The sequence below is a fragment of the Ureibacillus endophyticus genome (assembly GCF_024159215.1).
Classification (GTDB): domain Bacteria; phylum Bacillota; class Bacilli; order Bacillales_A; family Planococcaceae; genus Ureibacillus; species Ureibacillus endophyticus.
On the sequence record NZ_JAMYWW010000001.1, the window covers coordinates 3,248,342 to 3,273,598 of the forward strand.

Genomic DNA, 25,257 nt, shown 5'->3' on the forward strand with positions numbered 1-25,257 from the left:
GCGTCAGTTACAAAGGAGCTGTCTCAAAATGACTTTTCAGACAACTCCTTTTTTCTTATACCCATTTGAGTTCTTCTAAAATATTGAGCACATAACACAATCACGATAATCAAATCAATAAAATCTCCACCATAATACATGATAATTCCACCCATTTCCGCATCAAATTTATCAATTCCTTGTGGAGGATTTGCATAAATCCATTTTGATAAAATACTGTGGGATGCCATTGCCAAAACTAATACAATCGAGCGGTAGATAAAACTATATCGGTGGGGTGATGGATCAAAAGATATCATCGAAGCCGTAAACACATATCCTGCTAAAAACACATGGAAATGAATTAAACTATAAAGCAAGATGGACGAATGCATTGCGTTATAAAGTGGAGTTACATATAACACCCAAATTCCACCCATATTTAAAACCGTTGCTATTATTGGGTGAGAGACAATTTCAACATACTTACTTTTTAATATTCGACTCACTATTCTTGCATGCTGAACCTTTAGACATCTTAATAAAAGGGTGATTGGTGCCGAAAATACGAGTAATAATGGTCCAAGCATCCCTAAAAGCAAATGAGTCATCATATGAGAATGGAAACTGTTATGGGCCTTTTCAGCAGTAGGTCCGACTAAACTTATCGCAATACAGATTATTCCAAGACTCCATAATACAATTCGGTACAATGGCCACTGGGAGTATATTTTATTTGATATCATGACCCCGACTATATAAATTGCAATTAGTAATAAAAACACAATACTACCGAATATTGTCTCAAACCAGTGAACAGGTTCATGATGATGATGCATTTAACTCACCTGTACTTGAGGATTTTCTAAGTAAGATTACCCCGATGATAATCAAAATAACAGCTATTACATTCCAAGTAAGGTCATAATAGAAAATCTCAACATTATAACGGATTTGATGGATTTTCATTAATTTATGTTGAATCGTCCCATCATATAGTTGAAATACACCTGCCCCAACAAAGATACCGCCTACCCACTTCTTTTTATTCCAAATTTTCCGCTTTCGCATATCAGCTAACATAAATAATCCAGCTACTGTTGAAAACCAACTAAACGCATGGAACAATCCATCTGAAATTAGACCAACACTTAATGTAGCCTTATCGTAAAAGTGATGCCAATGAAGCAATTGATGGAATACTGCTTCATCGAAGAACGCAACTAACCCGATTCCGAAAAAAATTCCAGACCAAATATAATATTTATTATGATTCATATTTCACCCTCAAAAAAGTTTGTATTTACCACCCCATTTTATCCAACAATTGTAAATTCTATAAGTTTGTTTATATCCAAATAAAGAACAGGTATCTCCTAATAATTGAGATACCTGTTCCACTACTTTATATTAATGACTATGCACATGATGATGGTGGTGCTCATGTTTTAGTTTACATAAAATTGAGTCTTCATGTTTATGTTGATTGTCTTCTATTTGCAAGGTTACATGATTAATACCTAAGTGAGCTAGTTCATGTTCGATGTGTTTTAGTATTTGTTGACTTTCCCGAAGTGTTATGTGTTCATCTACTACAACATGACAAGAAAAAGCATTTTGACCACTTGTAATGGACCATAAATGTAGATCATGAATATCGATAACGCCTTGAGTAGATTTTAATAAATCAATAATCTCTTCTATTTTTATATTACTTGGTGTCCCTTCCATTAATACGTGAATTGAATCCTTCGTAACTCGGTATCCACTTATTAGAACAAGTAAAGCAACAATTACACTTGCAAGCGGATCTGCCCAACCCCAACCAAAAAACATTATTAGTAAAGCTGCTACAACTGCACCGACAGATCCTAGCATATCACCAATTACATGTAAAAATGCAGCACGTAAGTTCAAGTTTTCCTTTGTATCGCCACCGCGCATGATTATCCACGCAACTAAGATATTTACGAGTAATCCAATAATCGCAATCGTTAACATACCTGTTGAAGCTACTTCTGGTGGATTTGCAAATCGTTCAATTGCTTCATAAAAAATAAACAGAGCAATAATCACTAATGTAACACCATTAAAAACGGCTGCTAATATTTCAAAACGTTTATACCCATACGTTTTACTGTAACTTGCAACTTTTTCCCCTAGTTTAAAAGCTAAAACACCGACACCTAGAGAGACTGCATCACTTAACATATGTCCTGCATCCGAAAGAAGGGCAAGACTATTTGTAAGAAATCCCCCAATAACTTCTATTATCATAAATGCACTTATTATAAAGAAAGCAATGGTTAATGTTTTTTTATTTGCACCATGTGTATGGTTATGATGCGCATGATCATGTCCGTGTCCCATAATTAATCTCCCTTCCCTTTATATTAATATATGTTCATATAGAAATATTGTAACTACAACTTAACTATGATTAGCATGTTCAATCGTTTGCTTTAACATGTTCATTACGTGTTCATCATCTTGAGAGTAAAATAATGTTGTTCCTTCTCGACGATATTTTACTAAACGAAGATTTTTTAAAAACCGTAATTGGTGAGAAACCGTAGATTGTTTAAGTTCTAATGTTTCAGCTATTTCATTAACGGAATATTCCTTCTTAAAAAGTAAATTCAAAATTCGAATACGTGTTGGGTCACTTAATGCTTTGAAAGTTTGGGACACTAAAAAAAGCGTCTCCTCATCTAAATCGTCCTGGTATGCTACTTTCATTTCTTGATCCATATACATCCCCCTAAAATCTTAAATATGAATATATAATCATATATGAATATTATATGCTGACGATTACTTTTTGTACAGAATTTTCGGACAGAAAAAGGCAGTACCCGAAAAACGGGAACTGCCCTTCTTCTTTTAATAATATTGTAATTCTCTTCCAGACTCGTTAACTTTATGTGCTAAACGGATTGTTGATACCGCAATGTCTGCATAAGATACTTCTTTTTTAGGACTAAATAGGTCATTTTCTGTTGGTAGAAGTTCTAATGCAACAGCTAATGCAACATGTCCAGTATTTGTAACATCTGCAGCATCTTTCACATTTACTTTATAAATGTCTTTATGTTTTGCTGCCTGTTCTAAACCTAGAGCACGAATATACCAAACAGCTAATTCTTCACGAGTTAGCTTTGCTTCTGGATTAAAAGTATCGTTTGATGCATCTAGAATTCCGATTGCAACCGCTCTTTCAATCACACCAAAGTATGGGTGATCTGGTCCAATATTTTCGAAGGTTTGTGTTGTTTCTTCTTGTTGAGGATACATACCCTCATAGAAGTAAGTAAGCGATTTTACTAAAACTTTGATTGCCTCACCTTTAGTAATTGCACTATTTGCATTGAAAGTACTAGAATCTTTTACTTCTAAAATATTTTTTTCAATTAAGTAATTTAACTCTTTTTCAGCAGTTGGATGTGTGACTGTAGACGTTTCTTTCTTTCCAAACAAGCTCGCCCATTCACCTGTTGTTGCATCAAGTGAACTAATTTGTTGTTCGTTATAAGTTGGTACATAAACTAATGAATAATGTTTCTCTTCTTCATTTTGTTTCATGTAAAGTAATTCTAGATTCATTGATTCTTTGAAACGATCAGTTGCTTCATTTACAGATAATATTCCTTCCGTTGAAGGCCACTCATCAATATTTTGATCGTTCACATATAAATTCGTTACTTCGCCTTTGTCTGTAATACTAACGTTTATATCATCACCAGTAACAGCGATACCATTTACAATTCGAGGGAATGTAAAGTTATATACTCCTCGTTGCTTATCATAATATGGCTCGTTAATCGGTTTTGCATATTGATTTAAATAAGATGGTACCCACTCTCTTAAGAAAGCAGTAGCTTTTGATAGAGCTTCAGCTTTTGATAGTGTAGCCTTTGTATCTTCTTCTTTTTTCGTTTCAGTTAACACTTCATTTTTTAAATTATGATACTGAATAAGTTCTCCTGTTGCTTTATCAATTTCAATACTAGTACCATATCCACCATTTTTATATTCATAAGAATAGTTAATCATAATAACTTCTTTGCCATTGTAATTTGTCGTTTCTTCAACACTGTGAATTGTTAATTTAACATCTTCTGAATCAATCTTTAAAAGATCGTTTGCAATTGTTTTTGCTTGTTCAGTAGTAATTCCAGGTTGTCTAGGTGATAGTTTTTGATTAACTATTGGTTCTACTGTTTTTCTAGCAGGTAGTGATTGAGAAATACCATCCGCTGTAAACCAATTACCACTTAGAGCATGTACTCCACTGAATTGAGAAGTTGGATTATAAACTAGCTGTACAGTACGTTCACCACTTAGGTAATCATAATTGATTTGGTATTGTAATTGAACAGATAGGTTGTCCTTAATTTTTTTCAAAACATCAGCTTGTAACTTTAACTGACCTTTCTCATCAAATGTTGATTTTTGTGCTGTCGTATTACGATAGAAATCTGTTATCTCACCATTTCCTAGCACTGTAACATTAATTTGTTGATCTGCAACTTTTACATCTGAGTGTGTTTTCGCAAACGTAAACGCATAGCGAATCGGCTCTGTTAATAGTTGGTTCCCATATAAGTAGTAATAGTTACTATCATTTGTAATTAATTTGTATTCATTGCTGTTTGGGAATTTTTTTATAAAGTTTAAGGCAATTTGTTTCGCCTCATCCTCAGTTACTTTTGCAGGGAACAACGCATCGGATTGATTAATAGGTTGGAAATAGAAATTTTCAACTTCCAAATTATCTCCAGCAAATGTAATACTACCGTAAACATATTTCCCTTTAATATTTTTATTAAAATTTAAATTGTAACGAATTGTATCGTCCCAAGGGTATTCCTGCCCAGAACTCATGTAAAAATCGTTGTTTGATAAAAAATCAAACTTATTTGGGAAAAGCTCTTTTAATTTTTTTATTAAATCTTCTTTTGCAACTTGAGCTTCTGTTGATGCAACCTGAATTAGTATTTTTTCAGCTTGTCCACCCACAGGAGTTTGAGCACTTGCAACAGAAGCCAATAGACCTAGAGATAGCGCGGCTGTTGTAACAGAAATTCCAATTTTTTTAAACTTAACCAAAATACCCCTCCTCACTTTATACATACCATTTTATTACATAATAGGAAATTAAAAAATAGACTTTTGTCTCTATTAACCTTACATTTATGTCACAAAGTGGTTTACAAAAAAATAGCCTCAAATCTACTAGTATTTCGTAGTTTCGAGGCACAGAATATAGTTAACGTTTTGTTACATTGAAATTCTCACCTATTAATAACCAGTTTTGTGGGAATGGGAACCCTAGCTTCCAATAACTAATTCCTCTTAAATTGAGTCTCTTCATCAGATTAAACTTTGCCTGAATGGATCTTGCATCTTCAAACCAAACTTTGTGAGCTTTTCCCGCGCTATCTACATAATTAAAGTGTGGTGCTTGTGCTGTGTAGTCATATTGAATGGCAACATTATTATCCCTAGCAATTTCAATCGCTCTTTGTGGACTTACTGCTCGTGCATATTGGCCACCTGGAACAAATGGTAGTGTCCAATCATAACCATATAAATTTTGACCCATCATGATTTTACTAGCAGGCATTTCTGTTAAGGCATAACGTAATACTTTTTCTACTTCTTGAATTGGTGAAACTGCCATCGGAGGTCCTCCAGAATACCCCCATTCATAGGTCATTAATACAACAAAGTCAACTATCTCTCCATGTGCCCGGTAATCATGCGCTTCATACCATTGACCTGCTTGATCCGCACTTGTTTTAGGAGCAAGAGCGCTTGAGATTAAGAACCCTTCATTGTGTAAATAATTAGCTGCTTTTCTTAAAAAGTTATTGTATGCTTCTCGTTGATCGCCTGGTAAAAACTCAAAATCAAAATGAATATCGGATACTCCACCAATTCTACGTGCTTCGTCTACAATGTTTTCAAGCAATACATCTTGAACTGCTGAACTTTGTAAGATAGCTCTGCCTAGTTCACCACTAAATTGACCATTTTCTAAATTGGTAACAACTAGCATTAAAGTTGCACCTGTGGATTGTGCCACCTCTGGAATTCCTTCAGTTGGGATTGGATCTAGGCTACCATCCCGTCTAGCTTCATAACTAAAAGGTGCTAAGTATGTTAAGTATCTTCCTATCTCTCTCGCTTCAGTTAATAATTCTTCACTAACTGTATCCCCCATTGGTTCGATATAAATATTCACTTCTGCATCTCGTTTTGGCATAGGTGGAATATAGAGACGTGTTCCAACAGCTAATGGTGCATTTGGATTGATGCCGTTGATTTGTGCTAACGTCGTATAATTTATTCCAAAACGTTGTGCTATTGAAAATAACGTGTCCCCTGGTTGAACCCAATAAAAGCTTCCGTAAATTGGAATGACCAAAGCTTGACCGATTACTAAAGTTTCAGCACCCTCTATCTGGTTAGCACGGGCGATATTTTCTACCGTACTTCCGTAGGCTTGTGCTATCCCATATAACGATTGACCCGGTTGAACAACATGTATTTGAATTGTATTTCCTCCCCTTTACGTTGTTCGAAACAATACACCAATAAATTTTATGTTTTTACTGAGGAGAAAATCACAACAATAAATAAAATGGGCTACTAATGTTCAATTGTTCCATTAGTAGCCCATTTGTTAATTCACAATATTATGTTCGTAAAGGTAATCATACGTAACGTCCACAAATAAATATTCATGGTCATTAAGTGCCATCGAGTACGTACGCGTTAATTCGCCTGTCACAATGTCACTATAGATACTAGAAAGTTCACCTTTTCCATCATTTCTCAATTTAATAATATTGAATAAGAAATACGGACGCCAACTCCAGTTTTTCCCTACAGCCTCTTGATCCACTATCCAATTTCCGTTTTGACGAACGATATTCGGCGAGATTTGGAACCCTTCCTCATTACAAATATAAAAACGGAATGCAATATTCTCCAATTGTTTTGCAAGCTGCAATAATTTCTCATCATTATTTCGTTCAGGTTTTGTATTCTCAACAATTGTGGCAATCTTCTTTTTTAATTGAAGCATTTCACCGTATTTCACTTCCAATAACCGCTTTTCAGTTGAAATAAACTGTTGGCATTCATTACGGAAACGTTCTTTTAATGTATCTTTCGGAATAAACTGATTCGATGGTTTTTGCAAATACCCACCTTTAAAATAGCGTGCACCATTTTTCCATGCATGGTGTAATTGATAATCTGTTGATATATTATCAAACATTAAAGTAGCACCAATTTTCACTGCTAATGCTTGAATTGTCGTAAACACGTGGTTTTGTGCTCCCCACGCATTGTAATTTAATTGGCTAACATTAATTTTTAAGACTGCTGGTTCAAACATTAATATTTGATCCAAATTACTTTCAGAACCAATTTGATCTAATGCAATTTTTACACCATATGTTTTTATATATCGAATTGGATGTTGTAACTGTTCAAGATCTCCAACATACTTATGTTCTGGAATTACTAAATAAATGTATGGAAATTGACTTTCTTCAACCAATTCTTTTAACATTTCGAAATATCTATCACCAAAATCAATCATAAGTAAATTAGGATTACAAGGTAAATAGAGGGCAATCTGTTTTTGTAAAACTTCTTCCTTTGAAAATGTAATCGCTTTCTTTATAAGATTTAACTCCATTTCAGATCGTAAATCTTCTGGAATCGTTTCATCATATGTAAGTTCAGTAACGTTTACCGTTTTCCCTTCAATTGTAAATTGTCCAATTACTTCATATGCTACGATTACATGCTCATCGGCACTGTAAATTGGTTCAAAAGAGACGTTCATATCATCTACTTTGTCTAAAATATTCAGAACATCCATTTGTCTAACCCCCCACCAAAATCTTATAAAACAATAATTACTACCATAATGATTATACACTATTTTTCATGTTAGAAAAGATAACACAACGAAAAGAATATTTTTAATATAATAAAAATAAAAAGAACACACCGTTAATAAGTGTATTCTTGTTGAAGTGGAAATATTACATTATTAAATTTAAAGTTAAATAAAAAACGAGTATAAAACTCGTTTTTTATGATTTTATAAAGCTTTATTTCATTTGTGGTTGTTCTGGATTAACGGCGCGTTTTAGGAAGAACGATAGTATTAGGGCAACTAATGAAATAATTGTTGCCACAAAGAATGCGAATTCGATTCCTTCTAAAAGTGCTTGTTGTGTAATTTGAGTTTTTAACTCTAACATCTGTGCTTCTGTCATTTGTCCAGTTGCATTTGCAGCAGCATCTTTTGCTAAATCCTCCCCAACAGAAGTTGTACGAGCATTCATCACTGCGATTAAGATAGCAGTACCAATTGAACCTGCAATTTGTTGAATCGTATTGTTTGTCGCAGTTCCGTGTGGATTTAAACGTCTTGGTAGTGAGTTTAACCCATTTGTTGTAATTGGCATCATTACAAGAGACATACCAAACATTCGTAATGAGTAAACCATAATAATGTATAATTTTGTTGATTCTAAATCCAACTGTGACAATAAGTAAGTAGAAACAGTAGTGATTGTAAGACCAACAACTGCTAAAATTCGAGGACCCATTTTATCAAACAATTTCCCTGTAATTGGTGACATGAGTCCCATAACGATGGCACCTGGTAACATCATTAAACCAGATTCTAACGGATCAATACCACGAACATTTTGTACATAGGCTGGTGTTAAAATCATACCACCCATTAATGCCATTGCAATGACTGTGTTAATTATTGCAGCATATGCAAATGGTCTTGCTTTGAAAATTTCCATACTTAGTAATGGCGTTTCTAATCTTAACTGACGTAATACAAAAAGAACGACTCCTATTACACCAATTACAATGGTTGTAATAACGATTGGATCTGACCAACCATCATTTCCTGCTGTACTGAAACCATAAAGAATTCCACCAAAACCGATTGTTGAAAGTACTAATGAAAAATAATCTAATGTTACTTTTTTAGTAGGTAAAATATTTTTTAACTTCCAAATACTTAAAAGCAAACTTATTAACGCAAATGGTAAAATCATACCAAATAATACGCGCCAATCATAATGCTCTACAATATATCCTGATAACGTTGGTCCAATTGCTGGGGCTGATATCATAACTAAACCAAACACACCCATAGCTGCACCACGTTTTTCAATTGGAAAACTAATTAACATTACGTTCATTAATAATGGACCCATTACCGATGAACCAACAGCTTGAAGCATTCTTCCTATTAATAGGATACTAAATGTTGGAGAATATGCTGCTAATGCTGTACCCACTGTAAAAATAACAGTTGCTACAATAAATAACGGTCTAGTATTAAATCGTGTAATTAAAAAGGCTGACGCTGGAATTAATACACCACTCACAAGCATGTATCCAGTTACAAGCCATTGTACTGTTGCGTACGTCACTTTAAAATCTTCCATCATTGTTGGAAGTGCCACATTTAATAATGTGTTATTTAAAAATGACACAAAAGCTCCGACAAATAATATTGCTATCATTAAATACGGAGGCTTTTTCGTTGTTTGCTCATTGTTCATATTTTAACGTTCACTCTCTCCCATTTTATTCACGTAGCTAATTTTATACTCATGGTCTAATTTTTTTAATAAAAATTATAAATTATTTAAAATCATTGATATGAAAGTGTTTACAATTTAGACTAGTGGTATAATTAAATTAATAATTATAAAAAAAGGTGGAACTATGAATAAAAGAAAAAGACAAATTATCCATGCAGCACGTCACCTTTTCATTGAAAAAGGGTTTAATGATACTTCTATTATGGACATTATTACTGCAGCTAACGTATCAAAAGGTACTTTTTATAACCATTTCAGTTCTAAAATTGAATGTTTGATTTCAATATTAGAAGAGACAAGAGAAGAAATAATTAATCAGCGTTCTGAAGTGGCTTTAAATGAAGATCCCTCAAATAAAGAGGTACTAATAAAACAAATTGCGCTACTTGCCTATATACATCGCAAAAGAAACCTAGCGCAAATCTTTGAGTCACTTTCAGGGAATACAGACAAGGAATTAAAAGAGGTTATCCAAAAATATTTAATATCAGAGCTAACCTGGCTATCTAGCCGGTTCGTTGATATTTATGGTGAGAAAATTAAGGAGTTCTCTTTTGAATGTGCAGTTCAAGCAATGGGAATGATGCAACAATCTTTACGAATTTTTGCAATGGCGACAACCCAATTAGCGTCTCCCGAAATCGTTGTACAAGTCATCATGGAGCATATTGATGCGATAATTGAACGACAGTTGAAATCAAGAAATATCATTTTTACCAGAGATATTTATCAATCATTTTTACAAAAAGTTGATGAAAAAATCATAACGAAAGAAATATTACTTGAGCAACTGCATGGATTTAAAGAAAAATTAACACAACATGACCGGGTAGATGGAATTGAATATACAAACTTCCTAATTAAAGAGCTCAATATTGATGATGATAAGTTTTTTGTATTAGAATCCATCAGCCAAGCATTTACGAAATCATTCGCCAATACACCCCATGAAGCTGAAGCTCATGAAATTGCAGCTTCCCTATGGAGATATTTACAAGGAAAAAGACAACGCAAAAATTAATTTTCTCCCTTTCTTTTGAGGATACTTAATGATAAGAGATTCCTTTTTGGAGGTGGATAGATGGGATTTAATTTTAGAAAGAGCATAAAGATTGCTCCCGGTGTGCGACTCAATGTCGGAAAGAAAAGTTCCAGCCTTAGCTTTGGCGGAAAAGGACTTCGCTATTCAATTAACACAAGTGGTAAACGTCGTGCTACGGTTGGAATACCGTGCTCAGGTATTTCTTATTCCACAACAAGTGGTGGGAAAACATATAAATCTCCCGCCTACCAAAAAAGACAAACTTTAAAGCAGCAACAAATGCAAGAAAAGAAAGAGCTTGCACGATTTGAAGTGGAGACGTATTTAAATACTTGTGAAATATTAAAATCTATCCATATTGAAGCAGATGATCCAGTAAATTGGAATGAGTTAGCTACTTGTCCTCCACCATTTCAAAAAAATGAAGTTGGGCCAAATGAACAGGCAGCCCTTGAAGCCCTTCACAGCTATAAACCGAGTTTCTTTGGAAGGCTATTAAAAAACGATAAAAGAGAATTATTGGAGAAAGCCGTTTTACTTGCAAGAAAAGAAGATGAAGAAGCATATGAAGATTGGCAAAAACTAAAAGGATTGGCTGAACGAATTCTTGCTGGTGACTTGGATACATATATGCAAGTCATTGAAGAGATGGAGCCATTAAATGATTTAAGCGAATATGGAAGTGGTTTCGAAATCGGTTGTAACGATCCGACCACTCTAGTTGTTACCTTTGATGTCCATTCAAAAAGTATTATTCCTACAATGGAGAAAACCTTAACAAAGGCTGGAAATTTGTCTGTTAAAAAGCTAACAAAAACTAAGTATTTTAATTTGCAACAGGATTATGTGTGTAGTTGTACGATTCGAATTGCTCGCGACCTATTTGCACTTTTGCCAATTGAAACCGCATATGTTCATGCTTATGATGAGCAGCTTAATACTGAGAATGGCCATGTAGAAAGATTTTGTATTCTATCTGTAAAATTCGATCGAGCTACTCTTGAAACACTGAACTTTCAATATATCGATCCATCTGATGCTTTAAATAATTTTATGCACCATATGAAGTTTCGTAAGACATTAGGCTTCAGTGAAGTAGAAGAGATTGCTGATATACAGTAAAAAAACCATTTTCAAGATACTCACTTGAAAATGGTTTTCCTTATATTTAACTCATATTATTTTTACTTTTTTGTAATTCAGGATCAATAAACTCTTTTACATATTCAGTTTGTATTTTCCTTGCTCTCGTAATATTATTTGGCTGATCCACATTCACAAATACATGGTCTCTTAAGTATCTGTGGTAATATAACTCTACACCAAATACAAAAAGCGCTGCTAGAAATGACGCGGACATGATTGAAACATTTTGGTCTTGTTCAAATAAAAGTGAACCCATCGCCCATATTCCTAAAAACGCTATGACAAAGTCTGCAAAGGCAGCCCAAATGTTTCCGATATTCGGTAATATAAACATATCCCCGAGGAATGCAATAATTGTTAGCACTGTTCCGATAATAAGAATGTCCACTAATTGAGCATTAAAGAACAATCCTAATACGAGAATTAATGCAGCTAACGTTACACCATACTTAATAAAAAATGCTTTTGTATATTGCATGAATGAATTCTCCTTTCCTTCCATCTTACGTTTTAATCTTTCCAGTTCGTTATGGTTCATACATAAGAATATTCTAGAAAAAAGGAGCATTTTTAATTGAAAAAAATATAGTTTCCTCTGCCATTCTATAAGAATAAGTGTTAGAATTTTCAGTAATAGGAAGTTTTAAGGGGGAACATCTTATGGGAAACTTGTTTAAAGGGGCAGATTTATTAGAGGTTGTTACATTGGGGAAAAAACCACCTAACTGTGATATAACTTTACAAATCGAAGCAACCTATGCATCAGATGGTGTTGCACGAGGCGTATGGAAAGTTGATGAAAAATTTTTAAATGGCATTGGTGTCACAATGGGAGGTTTCGTCGCTTCTGCTGCAGATATTATCATGGCTTACGCTGTTTCATCGAAGCTCAACTCTAATCAATCCTTCGCTTCGATTGACCTTCATACAACGTTTCATCGACCTGTTTTACCTGGTGAAGTCACGATAGAAGCGAAAGTTGAGCGAATGGGAACTAAAACAGCCTACCTTGTTGCTGAACTATTCCAAAATGGCAAAAAAGTATCTAGTGTTGTATCCTCAGTGATCATTCTATCTTAATAAAAACGAAAATAAGCTCAATTCCTCAAATGAAAACCTTTGAGAAATTGAGCTTTTCATTATGTTAATTCCAAGAATAATAAACTTGGTGTTTCAATTAATTCTTTAAATTTATTAGTAAATGCCACAGCTGTACCGCCATCAGCTACACGATGGTCAAAAGACATGGAGATATTCATCATCGAACGGATGACAATTTCATCCTTATCATTTACTACTGGCATTTTCTTTGTTTTATGAAATGCCATCAATCCCGTTTCTGGATAATTGATGATAGGTGTTGCCCCAACACTACCTAATGGACCAACATTACTTATCGTAAATGTGCTACCTGTCATTTCAGATACAGATAACTTCCCTTCTTGTGCCTTCTTTGTTAACGTTTTCATTTCTTCATGAATTTGCTTTAATGATTTTTGAGTTACATCCTTTAATACCGGTACAATTAGTCCCTGCTCTGTATCAGTAGCAAGCCCCATATGAATCGCTTTTTCTAAACGAATGACTTCATTATCTTCATCTACTTTCGCATTGAATATCGGGAAGTCTTTTAATGCAATTGCCAATGCCTTAATGAAAAATGCAACGACAGAAACATTCGTATTTGTTCGCTTTAATTCTTCGCGGAAAGCTAATAAATTCGTCATATCGATTTCTTCAAAATGTGTGACATGTGGAATTGTAAATAAAGACTTTGTCATTTTTTTTGCGATTTGTTTTCGGATACCCTTAAACGGAATAACATCCGCTTCTTCTTCAACCACTTTAACAATTTTTTCTTCTACTACAGGAACTATATTCGGTTCTTTTTGCGCTTTTAGATATTGATAGATGTCTTCTTCTAGTACTCGACCAGCTGGACCTGTTCCCTTTACTAGAGTAATATCTACATCGTTTTCTCTTGCAATTTTCCGTGTATATGGAGTTGCAATGATAACGCCAATTCTACTTTTGGGTTCACTTTGAGTTACAGTACTTTCTTTTTCTAGTGGTATTTTAATAGGTTGAATTTCTTTTGTTTCTACCTTCTTCGCTCCCACTTCTTCGATGATTAATATCGTTGTCCCTACAGTAATTGTTGATCCTTCCTCAACTAGAATATCCTTTACTATACCGGCTGAAGGTGATGGCAATTCCGTAACCATCTTCTCTGTTTGTACTTCCAACAAAGGTTGATCTACTGCAACTTGGTCACCCTTTTTTACAAAAAAGGTGAGAATTTCCCCTTCATGAATTCCTTCACCTACATCGTGAAATTTCATTTCAACCATCTTTACACCCCCTAGAAATAAATTGCCTTTTCAATCGCTTCCATTACACGATCAGGCGTTGGTAAATAATGATCTTCTAAAGCAAAGAATGGGACGTGTACATCCGCACCAGTTACACGCTGAATTGGTGCTTTCATATATAAGAATGAAGTATCGTTAATAATTGAAATAATATCGTTGCCTAAACCACCTGTCGCATGTGCTTCATGGACAATAACACAACGACCAGTTTTTTGAACAGACTCTGCAATAATGTCTTTATCAATTGGATATAATGTACGTAAATCGATAATTTCACAACTAATTAGTTTCTTTTCGGCTTCCATTGCTGCCTTTTCAAGTACCGGCATCATTGCACCCCAACCAATTAATGTGATGTCTTCTCCTTCTTTACGTTTAACTCCCTTTCCAATCTCCACTGAATATTTTCCTTCTGGCACTTCACCGCGCACAGAACGATATAGTCTTAAAGATTCCATAAACAACACTGGATCTGGATCTTCAATTGCTGAAATTAACAATCCCTTTGCATCATATGGAGTTGAAGGACAAACTACTTTTATCCCTGGCATATGTGTAAATAATGCCTCTGTACTGTCTGAATGAATTTCCGGAGCACGAACACCCGCTCCATATGGTGCGCGAATCACTAACGGAACTGAGTAGGCTCCCATTGTTCGATATCGCATACGAGTAGCATGGGTCATGATTTGTTCATAGGCAGGATAAATGAATCCCATAAATTGAATTTCTGCAATTGGCAATAAACCATTCATCGCCATCCCTACTGAAGAGCCAATAATACCCGCTTCACTTAATGGTGTATCAATCACTCGGCTTTCTCCAAACTCTTCTTGTAAACCGTCTGTTGCACGGAATACTCCACCATTTTTTCCAACATCTTCACCGAGAACAAGTACTTCATCTCGTTCTCTTAGCATTGTACGCATACCATCTGTGATTGCTTGAATTAATGTTAATGATTGCATGATGCTTCACCTCGCAAATGTGTCAGATAGGCATTTTTTTGTTCTTGAATAGTCCATGTAGGTTCAGCAAAGATATGATCAAATAAATCGCTTACATTTGGACTTGGCATAGCTTCCATTTCGATAACTGCTTGATTTATTTCTTCCTCTACTAATTGCTTTTGATTTTCAACCCATTCATCGTCCCAGTACCCGTAATTTTTCATAAACTTTTCAACTCGAGTAACTGGATCAAATTCACGGCGCTTTTCACTTTCTTCTTGATTTCGATATTTTGTAGGGTCATCTGCTGTTGTATGTGCACCATATCTCCACGTCACAGCTTCAATTAATGTTGGACCATGACCATTTCGAGCTCGTTCTAACGCCTTTAACGTTTCAAAATAAACGACAAAAATATCATTTCCATCAATTCTTACACCTGGAATAGCATATGCAGCGGATTTTTGTGCGATTGTTTTGGAGTTCATTTGCTTTTCAATCGGAACTGAGATGGCATAGCTATTGTTTTGGTTAAAAAATACAACTGGTGCTTTAAACACACTAGCAAAGTTCATCCCTTCATGGAAATCCCCCTCAGATGTCGCACCATCCCCGAAATAACAAATGACTGCATTATTAGTACCTTTATATTTCTCTGCCATGGCAGTTCCTGCAGCTAATGGAAGTTGAGTTGCAATTGGAACCGATGGAGGAACAATATGTTTCCCTTTCGGAGGAACCCCACCTTCAACTCTGCCTTTCCAGTAAGCTAAAATTGTTGGTAAAGAATGACCAAACGTTATACTTGCCGCATGATCACGGTAAGTTGGATACATCCAATCATTTTCTTTTAATGCCATTGCACTTCCTACTTGAGCCCCTTCTTGCCCTTCAAACATTGCATACGTTCCAATTCGACCTTGTCGCTGTAAGTTTTTTGCTTTGCGGTCAAACGTTCTCACTCTAATTAAATGACGATAAAAAGTTAAAACTAAATCACGAGTTATTTTATCTTTATAGTCTTCTAAAATTAAAAAGCCATCCTTATCAACAATCTGTTGCATTGGAAAATCTTTTTCATATCCCATATAAGATCACCTCATTAATTTGAGATTTAAGTCAATTTTTAGATAATTATAAATCTTTAACAGAATCTTCTATATAACAAAAAGAATGATTTTAAGAGCAATATTTTACATGATGTAGAATTTTTACAAATATTTTATACATTTTGTTTTTTGTTTATTTTCATAAAAAAACGACTTTCTACATATGCGAAAGTCGACTCTTTTATGTTATTCAAATTTGTTATCAACAGAAGGGAGAATATTCTTTCCAGTTATCGGTGATTTAAGAACGATAGATGAATTAATATTTCCATATTTTAATAGTTCGTCACTTACCTTACGTAGGTGCTCCATATCATTAACTGCAACTTTTAATAAATAATCCACTACTCCTGTAATTCTGTGACATTCAATGATATCAGGATGGTCGACTATAAAACTCTCAAATTCAGAATATGGCACCTTCACTTGACTTACTTGAATAAATAACAGCAATTCACGTCCTACTTTAGGTGGAGGAACAATGGCACTGATTTTAGAAATAATGCCTTTTTCCATTAATCTTGTTAGTCGCTCGGTCACACTCGGACGGCTTAAGGATAACGCCTTCGATAGCTCACTCACTGTTATTCTACCGTCATTTTGGAGAATCTCTAATAATTGTATGTCAATACTATCCATCATTTTCCCTCCCTTCTGTTACCTTTATATTGAAGAAAAAATTAATTTAGAACCACCGCTCTATTGTAAGCGCATTCAAAAACACTCTAAAATCAATAATAACATTCCTATATAGAACTAGTAAACTTTCGCTTCATATTAGCAATTTATTTCTGTATAATAACCATTTGTCAGCGCATTTTTTCGGTTTCATCACAATAATCTATTTTTGGTGAATTATTTGCTCGAAGTCTTTGCAAAATAATTGAAGTGATGCTGTTTTTGTTATTTAATAGAAAAGGTAATTTATAGAAGAATCATATGATTGTTTCTTCTGGATTTTAAAAAAATAGGAGGCAAAAAATGAATATTGAAGCTCAAATGAGTCGAACTAAGGACGAAGCAACGGAGCAATATAAAGTGTTTCCTATTATCGTCTCTTTTTTGATTGCCGGATTTATCGGATTATTTAGCGAAACTGCTTTGAATATGGCTTTAGGTACTCTAATAGTGGATTTTAATATCCATGAAACGACCGTACAATGGCTTACAACCGGCTTTTTATTAACACTGGGAATTCTTGTTCCTGTATCTGGTTTAATTTTGCAGTGGTTCACAACGAGGCAATTGTTTATTGTTTCCATTAGTTTATCCATTGTAGGTACTTTTATCGCTGCGATTGCTCCTTCCTTCGCATTCTTAATGATTGCACGTGTCGTTCAAGCAATGGGAACTGCATTAATGTTACCGCTTATGTTTAACACCATTCTATTAATTGTTCCTCCATATAAAAGAGGAAAAATTATGGGATTAATGGGTCTTGTCATTTCCTTTTCTCCAGCTGTCGGACCAACATTTTCTGGTCTAATCCTTAAAACACTAACTTGGCATTATATTTTCTGGTTCTCTTTACCGGTGCTTGTGATTGCTCTTGTATTTGGCATTATCTACATGCAAAATGTCTCAACACCTACAAAACCTAAAATTGATATTTTATCGATTATTTTATCTACAATTGGTTTTGGTGGTGTAGTTTACGGCTTCAGTATTGCTGGTGAAGGTGGTTGGGGAGATTCAATTGTAATTACTTCTATTATCGTGGGAGTAATTGGACTACTGCTTTTTGGCATTCGACAAACAAAAATGAAACAGCCAATGTTAAATTTAGGTGCATTCAAGTACCCAATGTTTGTGATTGGTTTAATTCTCGTTTTAATTTGTATGATGGTTATTCTTTCTTCCATGATTGTTTTACCATTATACTTACAAAACTCACTGGCACTAAGTACCTTTGCAGCAGGTCTATTATTATTACCTGGTGGAATTGTAAACGGATTGCTATCTCCTGTAATGGGAAATCTATTTGATAAGTTTGGACCAAAATGGCTTGTTATTCCTGGTATTATCATTGTTACAGGTTCATTAGTTGGTTTTTCAACAATTGATTTAGATACATCTTCTGGATTTTTGATTGCTATGCATATCTTAATGATGGTGGGTGTTTCAATGATTATGATGCCAGCTCAAACAAATGGCTTAAACCAATTACCTCGTGAGCTATATCCAGATGGAACTGCAATCATGAACACACTTCAACAAGTTTCAGGAGCGATTGGTACAGCTGTAGCCATTTCGATTTTATCTTCTGGTACTGAAAGATATTTAAATTCTGTTACAGATGCAACAAACCCACTAAATCAACTACTTGCCTTTACTTCAGGTGTTCAAGATGCCTTTATCTTCGCAATTATCGTTGCAATTGTTGGTTTAATTGTTAGTATCTTTATTAAAAGAGTTCATGTAGAAGGTCATCATTAAAGGAGTGGACTGAAAAGGTCTTTTGAGACGACTACTTTTCGCTATCACTTACAACGCAGAAGTAACCCCCCAAGAATGTGAAAAATTCTTGGGGGGTTCATTTTACATTTTTTCAGATGGCCCTGGCTTTTTTAATGGTGTAAACAAAGTAATAACCAACGCAACAATCGCTAATATCATCATGAAATAATAAGATTTCCCCGAAGCAAAGATTGAAGCAAGTGCCTTCAAATTTTCTGTTACACCTTGATTAACTAAATTCCCAGCATAATCAGTGGTCTGTGCTGTATAAATAGTTACAACAACTGCCGTCCCAATAGCCCCAGCAATTTGACGTACAGTATTGTTTACAGCAGTCCCATGCGTAACAAGTTCCTTTGGTTATGCATTTAATCCTGCTGTATTCAAAGGCATTGTAATAAAACTTAATCCAATACGTAACTTAGGGAGGAATTTATACCTCCCTTTTTATTATTTATCACCTAAGAAAACTTCCCCAATCAATGTGCTAGTCCACATTAAACTTCCGTATTAGGCATACACTGAATTATCTATTTGGACAATCTATATGTTTATAGCTTATAGGACAACCCCCACGTTAACATCATTTATCCCATTTTAGCTAATTTCAAACAAACTACTCTATAAAGTTGGGAGTTACCTACGATATTTAGCATTCTTCAATTTAATAAAAGAGAGGAATTTTAAATGTTTCAATTATCGTTATTTACCCTCCTAGTAGGCTTGTTTTTATTTGGGATGTTTTTATTAAGAAAGGGGCTATTTAATCTATCATCTACAAAACTAGAAAAGGCGCTAGTCACTTTAACGAATAAACCATGGAAGGGCCTTTTACTTGGGATCTTTGTAACTGCTATTCTACAAAGCAGTTCTGCTGTTTCGATCATCACAATTGGATTAGTTGCTGCAAAGGTTATTAGTTTCTCACAATCAATCGGCGTTATATTAGGAGCAAATATTGGCACTACGGTAACGGCTGAACTAATTACATTAAATATCGATTCATTAATCATCCCACTAGCAATATTCGGCATACATCTCTTGCTATTTAAGAAACTACGTAACTCCGGTTTAGCGTTAATCGGAATAGCTGCCATTTTTGGAGCCATGTGGGGATTTGAAAGACTAGCCACACCTTTAAGAGAATTGGCATATATCGATAAAATCTTCCTCATGCTTGATGGAAACCTCTTTTATGCGGTATTAGCAGGAGCAATACTTACTGCCTTAATTCAATCAAGTACAGCAACAACTGGCATAATGATGGGGTTTCTTGCTGCTGGAACTTTGAATTTAGATACAGGTGTTGCCATTGTTCTTGGCGCAAATATCGGTACTTGTTTTGATTCATGGCTTGCTTCATTAGGTTCTGGTAGAGAGGGTAAACTTACGGCATATTCACATATATGGCTAAATGTTATAGGCGTTGCGCTTTTCTATCCGTTCATAGGAGTATTGGCGTCGATTGGTTCCAATTTATCTCGATACCCTGACGTACAACTAGCACACATAAGTGTGATTTTTAATGTAGTAAGTTCATTAATGGTACTCCCATTCACCAAACAGTTTGCCAATTTCATCGAAAAAGCTCATGGCAGATAATAAAAAAAGTCTTAATCTCCCGGGTCGGAAGAATTAAGACTTTTTATTCGTTACAATTTGCTTTGTAGATCACTGGCTAGTTTAAAAATGATTACTCGTTCTCCCGTTTGTGTACTAAGATCCGTGTGAAAACTTAATACTTCTTCCCCTGTTATCGTTAGGATAATTTCTTTTAACTCATCCAAACCGGATTCAACTAAACTGTTACGATGTTCTTTTACAGATAACAATCCATCTTTATCCTGACATACTGTATATTCTGCAGCAGTTAGTATCCCTTGAAGATTGACAATGATCATATCTCGTAAAATATCCGATTTAACAGATACAGAACCTCGTCCAAGATAACTTTTCTCCCAATGTGTTAAAGCTTTGCTAATTTCAGCTTCGAGTGATCCTTTTGTTTTATCCATACCGATTCCTTTTCCTTTTTTATGTTACATTTAGAGTTGGCCAAATTTAGCCTGAAGTATTCAATCGTTTCCTGAAAACGACCCCCTACCGTTAAGACCAACTCACCCAACTTCCTTCTGTATCAATCGATGCTAACCGAATCCAACCATTTTTCACTTTTTGATGGAATACATGATTTTGCTCTAGCACCCGTTTTACATAGCTCGTTGGTGCTTGAATGACTACCAACAAACGCAGCGGCTCATGATATGCCTCTTCATCTGATTTCATCACAGATTGAAACGGAAGTCCAGACAATAAGTCACTGGCGTTACCTTGCATGACCCCATGACCTGCTGTAATAGTTTGGGTTGTTTTATTGCCACTGCCGTAATAATGTGGAGCAACAGTGGATGCATAATATTGTAGGTTAATCCATTGAGTTACTGTTGCCGGCCCAGCAATAATATTAGCAAGAATAGCACCATCCTTATCTTTTTTCCAGTTATAATTATTAAGAAAAACTCTTCCATCCAAATTACAATCTTGAGTTAAATGACGTCCCCCGATGATAAACGCAGCATTACGTGCTAATCCCCATTCAGGACGAACCTCACTCCAGTCTTCTGAAAGACGCTGTGCTTCACCTTTTGCATTCTTTAAATGGCTTTTGAGATTTGGTAACTGCGGAATTCGTTCAGCATTCACTTCCTCACTCACCATTGGTAACACATCTTGAACCTGTTTAAATGATTCCTTTGCTTTATCTGATAGTTCCGGAACATAAAGCCATTGTAATTCATTCAGCGTGGTAATATGTTCAGCTGCTACAAAAACAGTATCCTTTGGGATTATAATACCTTCAGATTCAAGACTCTCTCTTACATTCGGAAGATTACACAATGCTGCAAGTACCCTCGCATTGAATCCACTCGATTTCCCCCCACATGCACCGCAATCTAGAGCTGAATTGTATGGATTGTTCGTGCTATGACTTCCATGTCCACAGATAACAACTAGTGGTGCAAATTGATTCGTGAGTCCCATCATTTTTAGCGCCTGACGTACAAAGTGTACTTTTTCATCATTTGAAAAACCAATTGGTAACTCACTATCTGTTAGTTGTTGTTTATCAAGAGAAAGTTCCGTAGATGGTTTTTGTACCCAAGTATTAAGCATTTTACTTATAGTTCTGCCAGTACTTCTAGGCATAAAGCTTCGTGCTAATGTTTGTAGACTAAGCCATGGACCACTAATTTCCGGAAGCACTAAGCTGGAAAATAAATTATGTTTCATCGTTTTAAATGTATTCCCAAGGGAACTGACTACCTGATTTCGTTGTTCAAAGGGTTTAGACTCTTTTGCAATCTCTTTCACTTTATATTGTGGATTAAACATTACTGGTAACGAGTTATGCGTGTGATTACTACCAAGCTCGCAAGTTTCAATCGGAAGACCAAAAAATCCTGCTGTTCCATGGGTTTCAAAATCTCCTGCCTTTTCGAGCTTACGACGAAAAGGCTCTGAACGAACATCAATACAAAAAATAAATTGTGCAAGGGCTGGCTTTACATCTGGAATAACAATATTATTCTGTTGAGATGTAATCATCTTTTTCAGTTGTTCTTCGTAGGTCTTTTCCCACGCTTCAAGCAAAATCCGATTGCGTACAATTTTATCAAAACGATATGCAAGGATTAGATGTGTCTTGATCTCAGCAGAAGATAGCTTTAACCATCCATCGATTGGCATGTTCCCCCATTCTGTCCAAGCTGCAATTAAAGGTTCCAGATTCACTTTTTCATTTCTATTTTCAGGCAATGGAAGATAAGGTTTAACTAAAGCCCATTCCATTGAAACTCTCACAGCTAAATAATCTAACAGTAATGATGCTTCTTCTTCTGATTGTTGTGAACGCCATAGCATCATTCCTGCCCAGCCCGGCAATGCAAGGAAATGTGCTTCTAAATATTCTTGAATGTCAGAGTTAGAAACCCCTAATTCAATCAAAACTTTCTTTAAAGCACCCTCCGCATCCATTGGCAACTCACTTAATTGTGTACGTACTTTACGACTAAGTGACGAGTCATGCTGTACTAGTTTTCGCCAAGCATGATATAACCCTTCTTCCCGATGAGGCATTGTCCACACCGCTTGAGACTTATCTAAAAATAATTTACACCACTTAATCATATGAGAGTTTAATACTTGGGCTGCATTTTCTTTTCCCAGTTGTTCCAAACGTTGACTATACGTTTTTATTGATAGAGATTTAATTATATAGTTTGTAAAGTTAGTAAGTTTTTTTGCAACACTTTTCAGCTCTAGATTTTCTATATCACTTGGATATTGATCATCTTGTAAAATAGCAGCTCGGCAAAATTGTTCGGCTCTTTCACGTGGTAACTCGAAAGCTTGTGAAATTAACCATTCTTGAATTCCCTTTTCTATAAAATCCTGACGAATCTCACCATGATCTAAGGCTGACTGAAACATGGAATGATTAGGATACATATCTACTTCACAAGTATCTTTAAGTCTGCGTGCCGTTTGTTCGAATGATTGTCCCTCTAAGCCTACCCATGGGTTGCGTGCAGCAAATGTGTCAAGTGGTCCAAGCGGTACAATGACATGACTAGCACATTTCACTAAGTCATTTATTTCAACTTCGAGGATATCCGTTTTCTTTTCTATATATAACGTACTTTCTTGTAGCATTTTCATCGTAAATGACCTCCTCTAACGAATCGTTGTATTAAATACTTAGGATGACTTTCAATCAAATCATGTTGAGGCTCTCCTAGTCGTACAAGCCAAAGATAGATGCGAACATACATAGTTGAAGAACGATGACGGGCTAGCCATACCCCTACAACACTTCCAACTAATATAATAGCTAGTAATAATGTGGCTACTGGTCCTGGTGTTTGAATTCCTTTTGGGATGATTTCTTGTAACACACTGTAAAAAGCATCATGTACGAAGCTGTATATAATTGCAGCTCCTATAAACAATACAAATCCTGCTATGCGACCGATACGTCCTGAGCCAAAAACTACGAGTTGTGTCCAGGCAATTGAAACGGACCACCCTAAGATAAGAGCACTTATCAATTGATAGTCTTCTTGAGTTGAAGACATCCAAAGACCTATAGCTACTAGGAGACCGAAAATTCCACCCGTAATAGACCATAAGATTGATGTTGGTTTATTCTTCCGTGAAGGTTTCTCCGCGGAGTGATGTAAAACAGAACCGGACTGTAAGAAAAGAGTTGATTTAAATAGACCATGTAAGACAGCATGAATGATAGCTGCCAAATAAGCACCTAATGCACATTGAATTAACATGAACCCCATTTGTGCAATTGTAGATCCAACAAGCTGTCGCTTATAATCAACATGGACTAGCATAATACCTGTTCCGATGATGACTGAAACACTAGACAATAGAAGTAAAATTATTTGAGCTATATCACCACTAAAAATTGGTGAAAAACGAGTTAAAATAATCCCACCTGCATTGACTAATCCCGCATGCATTACCGCAGAAACTGGAGTTGGAGCTACTACTGAATCTAATAGCCAACGTTGGAATGGCCATTGTGCTGCCGGAATTATTACAGCTAAAATTAGTAGAAGATTAATACCAGTCTTTTCCCAGGAATCTAGCTGCGAAAGGCTACTTTCACTTAAAACAGTTGATAACTGCCATTGACCTGTCGCTTGGGTTACCCAGATAACAGCCCCTAACAGGAAAAGCCAACCAAGGGCAAAATGAAGACCAGATTGCTTTGAAGCGTTTCTAGCAACCACCCACTCTTTGTTTAAAGCGATAAGTAAGGTCAATCCCAATAGTGTGATTCCCCAGCAAACAAGAAGCAGACGAAGGTCATTACTTAACCAAACAGCTGCATCAGCAGAAGTCGTAATTGTTAATAGAGCAAAATATTTTCGATAAGAATGTTCGCCAAGTAAGTAACGAACAGAATAGCGCTGTACGATAAATCCAATCGTTAAAACAAACAACGCAAGTAGCCATGATAAGGAATCAAAACGCCATGGTCCATAGATTACCGTCTCCGTACTCGTAACAAGCGCTATTAATGCAACTAGCGGGGACAGCAATGTAACACCAACGTGAAACTGAACAAAAGATAGGGGAACTTTTGGATATAACAAAAGTAGACCGCTAAGCACCGATAGGCAAAGTAACGCTAAAAATATTACTGGCAACGATATTACCATTTTGCTTCCCCCCGTATATGGACCATTGTGAATAGTTGACTTTGAACGATTCTATTCATTTCGCTACATTCCTTTCGTTTTTTTATCAAATAAAAAAACCGACAATTTTTAAGCATAATGGTTGTGTCCATTAAACTTTGAAAATTGTCGGTTTACTTTTAACTAGCCATCTTGGCCTTTTAATCGTCTACCTGAATATGTAATTTTTCTTCCAATAAAGGAAGATCAACGTTATCCTCTTTGTGATAGATTTAGCTTTTTCATATAGTCAATAAAAAACTATTAACTCTATGCTAAAGCA

The 25,257-nt window shown here is 35.4% G+C and carries 21 protein-coding genes and 1 pseudogene; 5 read left to right on the plus strand and 17 right to left on the minus strand.

Annotated elements, in window-relative coordinates; all coding sequences use genetic code 11:
• Window positions 1-23 precede the first annotated feature (23 nt).
• The 8 genes from NKR20_RS16040 to NKR20_RS16075 all read right to left on the minus strand — a co-directional run bounded on the left by NKR20_RS16040 (window position 24) and on the right by NKR20_RS16075 (window position 9,599).
• Window positions 24-818, minus strand: coding sequence for a cytochrome c oxidase assembly protein (locus NKR20_RS16040; RefSeq protein ID WP_253427572.1), 795 nt, complete (start codon window positions 816-818; stop codon window positions 24-26).
• Window positions 802-1,257 carry a DUF2243 domain-containing protein gene (locus tag NKR20_RS16045; RefSeq protein ID WP_253427574.1) on the minus strand — a complete coding sequence of 152 codons (456 nt, stop codon included), beginning with the start codon at window positions 1,255-1,257 and terminating at the stop codon, window positions 802-804. Before NKR20_RS16045 ends, NKR20_RS16040 begins: the two co-directional genes overlap by 17 nt.
• A gap of 132 nt (window positions 1,258-1,389) precedes the next feature.
• Window positions 1,390-2,349 carry a cation diffusion facilitator family transporter gene (locus NKR20_RS16050; protein WP_253427582.1) on the minus strand — a complete coding sequence of 320 codons (960 nt, stop codon included), beginning with the start codon at window positions 2,347-2,349 and terminating at the stop codon, window positions 1,390-1,392.
• 60 nt (window positions 2,350-2,409) lie between these two features.
• Window positions 2,410-2,730 carry an ArsR/SmtB family transcription factor gene (locus NKR20_RS16055; RefSeq protein ID WP_121214295.1) on the minus strand — a complete coding sequence of 107 codons (321 nt, stop codon included), beginning with the start codon at window positions 2,728-2,730 and terminating at the stop codon, window positions 2,410-2,412.
• A 132-nt stretch (window positions 2,731-2,862) separates the two neighbouring features.
• Window positions 2,863-5,088 (minus strand): YcdB/YcdC domain-containing protein, encoded by a 2,226-nt coding sequence (locus NKR20_RS16060; RefSeq protein ID WP_253427584.1) that lies wholly within the window; start codon window positions 5,086-5,088, stop codon window positions 2,863-2,865.
• A 160-nt stretch (window positions 5,089-5,248) separates the two neighbouring features.
• Entirely contained in the window at window positions 5,249-6,538 is a 1,290-nt protein-coding gene (locus tag NKR20_RS16065; RefSeq protein ID WP_253428172.1) for a glycoside hydrolase family 18 protein, read from the minus strand.
• A 129-nt stretch (window positions 6,539-6,667) separates the two neighbouring features.
• Window positions 6,668-7,879, minus strand: a complete 1,212-nt coding sequence (locus tag NKR20_RS16070) for an EAL domain-containing protein (RefSeq protein WP_121214298.1) — start codon at window positions 7,877-7,879, stop codon at window positions 6,668-6,670.
• A 235-nt stretch (window positions 7,880-8,114) separates the two neighbouring features.
• Window positions 8,115-9,599 (minus strand): DHA2 family efflux MFS transporter permease subunit, encoded by a 1,485-nt coding sequence (locus NKR20_RS16075; protein ID WP_121214299.1) that lies wholly within the window; start codon window positions 9,597-9,599, stop codon window positions 8,115-8,117.
• Between the two features lie 166 nt (window positions 9,600-9,765).
• Between NKR20_RS16075 and NKR20_RS16080 the strand changes: the two genes are divergently transcribed.
• Both NKR20_RS16080 and NKR20_RS16085 read left to right on the plus strand, forming a co-directional pair.
• The gene (locus tag NKR20_RS16080) at window positions 9,766-10,662 is read left to right on the plus strand and encodes a TetR/AcrR family transcriptional regulator (RefSeq protein ID WP_253427587.1); all 897 of its coding nucleotides are present in this window, start codon (window positions 9,766-9,768) and stop codon (window positions 10,660-10,662) included.
• Window positions 10,663-10,722: 60 nt separating this feature from the next.
• Window positions 10,723-11,805 (plus strand): DUF4236 domain-containing protein, encoded by a 1,083-nt coding sequence (locus NKR20_RS16085; protein ID WP_253427589.1) that lies wholly within the window; start codon window positions 10,723-10,725, stop codon window positions 11,803-11,805.
• 46 nt (window positions 11,806-11,851) lie between these two features.
• Here the strand turns inward: NKR20_RS16085 and NKR20_RS16090 are convergent, their stop codons facing one another.
• Window positions 11,852-12,307 (minus strand): DUF2512 family protein, encoded by a 456-nt coding sequence (locus NKR20_RS16090; protein ID WP_170148407.1) that lies wholly within the window; start codon window positions 12,305-12,307, stop codon window positions 11,852-11,854.
• A 182-nt stretch (window positions 12,308-12,489) separates the two neighbouring features.
• Here NKR20_RS16090 and NKR20_RS16095 point away from each other — a divergent pair, with 182 nt between their 5' ends.
• Complete coding sequence (locus NKR20_RS16095) at window positions 12,490-12,909, plus strand: PaaI family thioesterase (protein WP_211330880.1); 420 nt, start codon at window positions 12,490-12,492, stop codon at window positions 12,907-12,909.
• Window positions 12,910-12,968: 59 nt separating this feature from the next.
• Here the strand turns inward: NKR20_RS16095 and NKR20_RS16100 are convergent, their stop codons facing one another.
• The 4 genes from NKR20_RS16100 to NKR20_RS16115 form a co-directional block, all read right to left on the minus strand.
• Window positions 12,969-14,180: a dihydrolipoamide acetyltransferase family protein gene (locus NKR20_RS16100; protein WP_121214303.1), complete on the minus strand. Its 1,212-nt coding sequence runs from the start codon at window positions 14,178-14,180 to the stop codon at window positions 12,969-12,971.
• A gap of 11 nt (window positions 14,181-14,191) precedes the next feature.
• Window positions 14,192-15,169, minus strand: coding sequence for an alpha-ketoacid dehydrogenase subunit beta (locus tag NKR20_RS16105; protein WP_121214304.1), 978 nt, complete (start codon window positions 15,167-15,169; stop codon window positions 14,192-14,194).
• Window positions 15,157-16,239, minus strand: a complete 1,083-nt coding sequence (pdhA, locus tag NKR20_RS16110; protein WP_121214305.1) for a pyruvate dehydrogenase (acetyl-transferring) E1 component subunit alpha — start codon at window positions 16,237-16,239, stop codon at window positions 15,157-15,159. The genes NKR20_RS16105 and pdhA overlap by 13 nt, the downstream gene beginning before the upstream one ends.
• Before the next feature lie 207 nt (window positions 16,240-16,446).
• Window positions 16,447-16,899 (minus strand): Lrp/AsnC family transcriptional regulator, encoded by a 453-nt coding sequence (locus tag NKR20_RS16115; protein ID WP_121214306.1) that lies wholly within the window; start codon window positions 16,897-16,899, stop codon window positions 16,447-16,449.
• A 360-nt stretch (window positions 16,900-17,259) separates the two neighbouring features.
• On the opposite strand from NKR20_RS16115, the gene NKR20_RS16120 reads away from it, so the two are divergent.
• Window positions 17,260-18,696: an MDR family MFS transporter gene (locus tag NKR20_RS16120; protein ID WP_253428174.1), complete on the plus strand. Its 1,437-nt coding sequence runs from the start codon at window positions 17,260-17,262 to the stop codon at window positions 18,694-18,696.
• 102 nt (window positions 18,697-18,798) lie between these two features.
• Here the strand turns inward: NKR20_RS16120 and NKR20_RS19480 are convergent.
• Window positions 18,799-19,137 (minus strand): annotated as a pseudogene (locus tag NKR20_RS19480) (MFS transporter); the annotation flags it as partial.
• A 267-nt stretch (window positions 19,138-19,404) separates the two neighbouring features.
• Between NKR20_RS19480 and NKR20_RS16130 the strand changes: the two are divergent.
• On the plus strand, window positions 19,405-20,319 hold the full coding sequence (locus tag NKR20_RS16130) for a Na/Pi symporter (RefSeq protein WP_253427590.1): 915 nt from the start codon (window positions 19,405-19,407) through the stop codon (window positions 20,317-20,319).
• 50 nt (window positions 20,320-20,369) lie between these two features.
• On the opposite strand, the gene NKR20_RS16135 is transcribed toward NKR20_RS16130, so the two are convergent.
• The 3 genes from NKR20_RS16135 to NKR20_RS16145 form a co-directional block, all read right to left on the minus strand.
• The gene (locus NKR20_RS16135; protein ID WP_253427592.1) at window positions 20,370-20,732 is read right to left on the minus strand and encodes a Na-translocating system protein MpsC family protein; all 363 of its coding nucleotides are present in this window, start codon (window positions 20,730-20,732) and stop codon (window positions 20,370-20,372) included.
• 91 nt (window positions 20,733-20,823) lie between these two features.
• Window positions 20,824-23,430, minus strand: coding sequence for a DUF2309 domain-containing protein (locus NKR20_RS16140; RefSeq protein WP_419095300.1), 2,607 nt, complete (start codon window positions 23,428-23,430; stop codon window positions 20,824-20,826).
• Window positions 23,431-23,432: 2 nt separating this feature from the next.
• Window positions 23,433-24,956: an NADH dehydrogenase subunit 5 gene (locus NKR20_RS16145; protein WP_253427596.1), complete on the minus strand. Its 1,524-nt coding sequence runs from the start codon at window positions 24,954-24,956 to the stop codon at window positions 23,433-23,435.
• Window positions 24,957-25,257 lie beyond the last annotated feature (301 nt).

What these genes read in the sequence shown, in the direction of transcription:
- NKR20_RS16040 (WP_253427572.1), bottom strand. Translation starts at nt 818, where the DNA reads ATGCATCATCATCATGAACCTGTTCACTGGTTTGAGACAATATTCGGT.
- NKR20_RS16045 (WP_253427574.1), bottom strand. Translation starts at nt 1,257, where the DNA reads ATGAATCATAATAAATATTATATTTGGTCTGGAATTTTTTTCGGAATC.
- NKR20_RS16050 (WP_253427582.1), bottom strand. Translation starts at nt 2,349, where the DNA reads ATGGGACACGGACATGATCATGCGCATCATAACCATACACATGGTGCA.
- NKR20_RS16055 (WP_121214295.1), bottom strand. Translation starts at nt 2,730, where the DNA reads ATGGATCAAGAAATGAAAGTAGCATACCAGGACGATTTAGATGAGGAG.
- NKR20_RS16070 (WP_121214298.1), bottom strand. Translation starts at nt 7,879, where the DNA reads ATGGATGTTCTGAATATTTTAGACAAAGTAGATGATATGAACGTCTCT.
- NKR20_RS16075 (WP_121214299.1), bottom strand. Translation starts at nt 9,599, where the DNA reads ATGAACAATGAGCAAACAACGAAAAAGCCTCCGTATTTAATGATAGCA.
- NKR20_RS16080 (WP_253427587.1), top strand. Translation starts at nt 9,766, where the DNA reads ATGAATAAAAGAAAAAGACAAATTATCCATGCAGCACGTCACCTTTTC.
- NKR20_RS16085 (WP_253427589.1), top strand. Translation starts at nt 10,723, where the DNA reads ATGGGATTTAATTTTAGAAAGAGCATAAAGATTGCTCCCGGTGTGCGA.
- NKR20_RS16090 (WP_170148407.1), bottom strand. Translation starts at nt 12,307, where the DNA reads ATGCAATATACAAAAGCATTTTTTATTAAGTATGGTGTAACGTTAGCT.
- NKR20_RS16095 (WP_211330880.1), top strand. Translation starts at nt 12,490, where the DNA reads ATGGGAAACTTGTTTAAAGGGGCAGATTTATTAGAGGTTGTTACATTG.
- NKR20_RS16100 (WP_121214303.1), bottom strand. Translation starts at nt 14,180, where the DNA reads ATGGTTGAAATGAAATTTCACGATGTAGGTGAAGGAATTCATGAAGGG.
- NKR20_RS16105 (WP_121214304.1), bottom strand. Translation starts at nt 15,169, where the DNA reads ATGCAATCATTAACATTAATTCAAGCAATCACAGATGGTATGCGTACA.
- pdhA (WP_121214305.1), bottom strand. Translation starts at nt 16,239, where the DNA reads ATGGGATATGAAAAAGATTTTCCAATGCAACAGATTGTTGATAAGGAT.
- NKR20_RS16115 (WP_121214306.1), bottom strand. Translation starts at nt 16,899, where the DNA reads ATGGATAGTATTGACATACAATTATTAGAGATTCTCCAAAATGACGGT.
- NKR20_RS16120 (WP_253428174.1), top strand. Translation starts at nt 17,260, where the DNA reads ATGAGTCGAACTAAGGACGAAGCAACGGAGCAATATAAAGTGTTTCCT.
- NKR20_RS16130 (WP_253427590.1), top strand. Translation starts at nt 19,405, where the DNA reads ATGTTTCAATTATCGTTATTTACCCTCCTAGTAGGCTTGTTTTTATTT.
- NKR20_RS16135 (WP_253427592.1), bottom strand. Translation starts at nt 20,732, where the DNA reads ATGGATAAAACAAAAGGATCACTCGAAGCTGAAATTAGCAAAGCTTTA.
- NKR20_RS16140 (WP_419095300.1), bottom strand. Translation starts at nt 23,430, where the DNA reads ATGCTACAAGAAAGTACGTTATATATAGAAAAGAAAACGGATATCCTC.
- NKR20_RS16145 (WP_253427596.1), bottom strand. Translation starts at nt 24,956, where the DNA reads ATGGTAATATCGTTGCCAGTAATATTTTTAGCGTTACTTTGCCTATCG.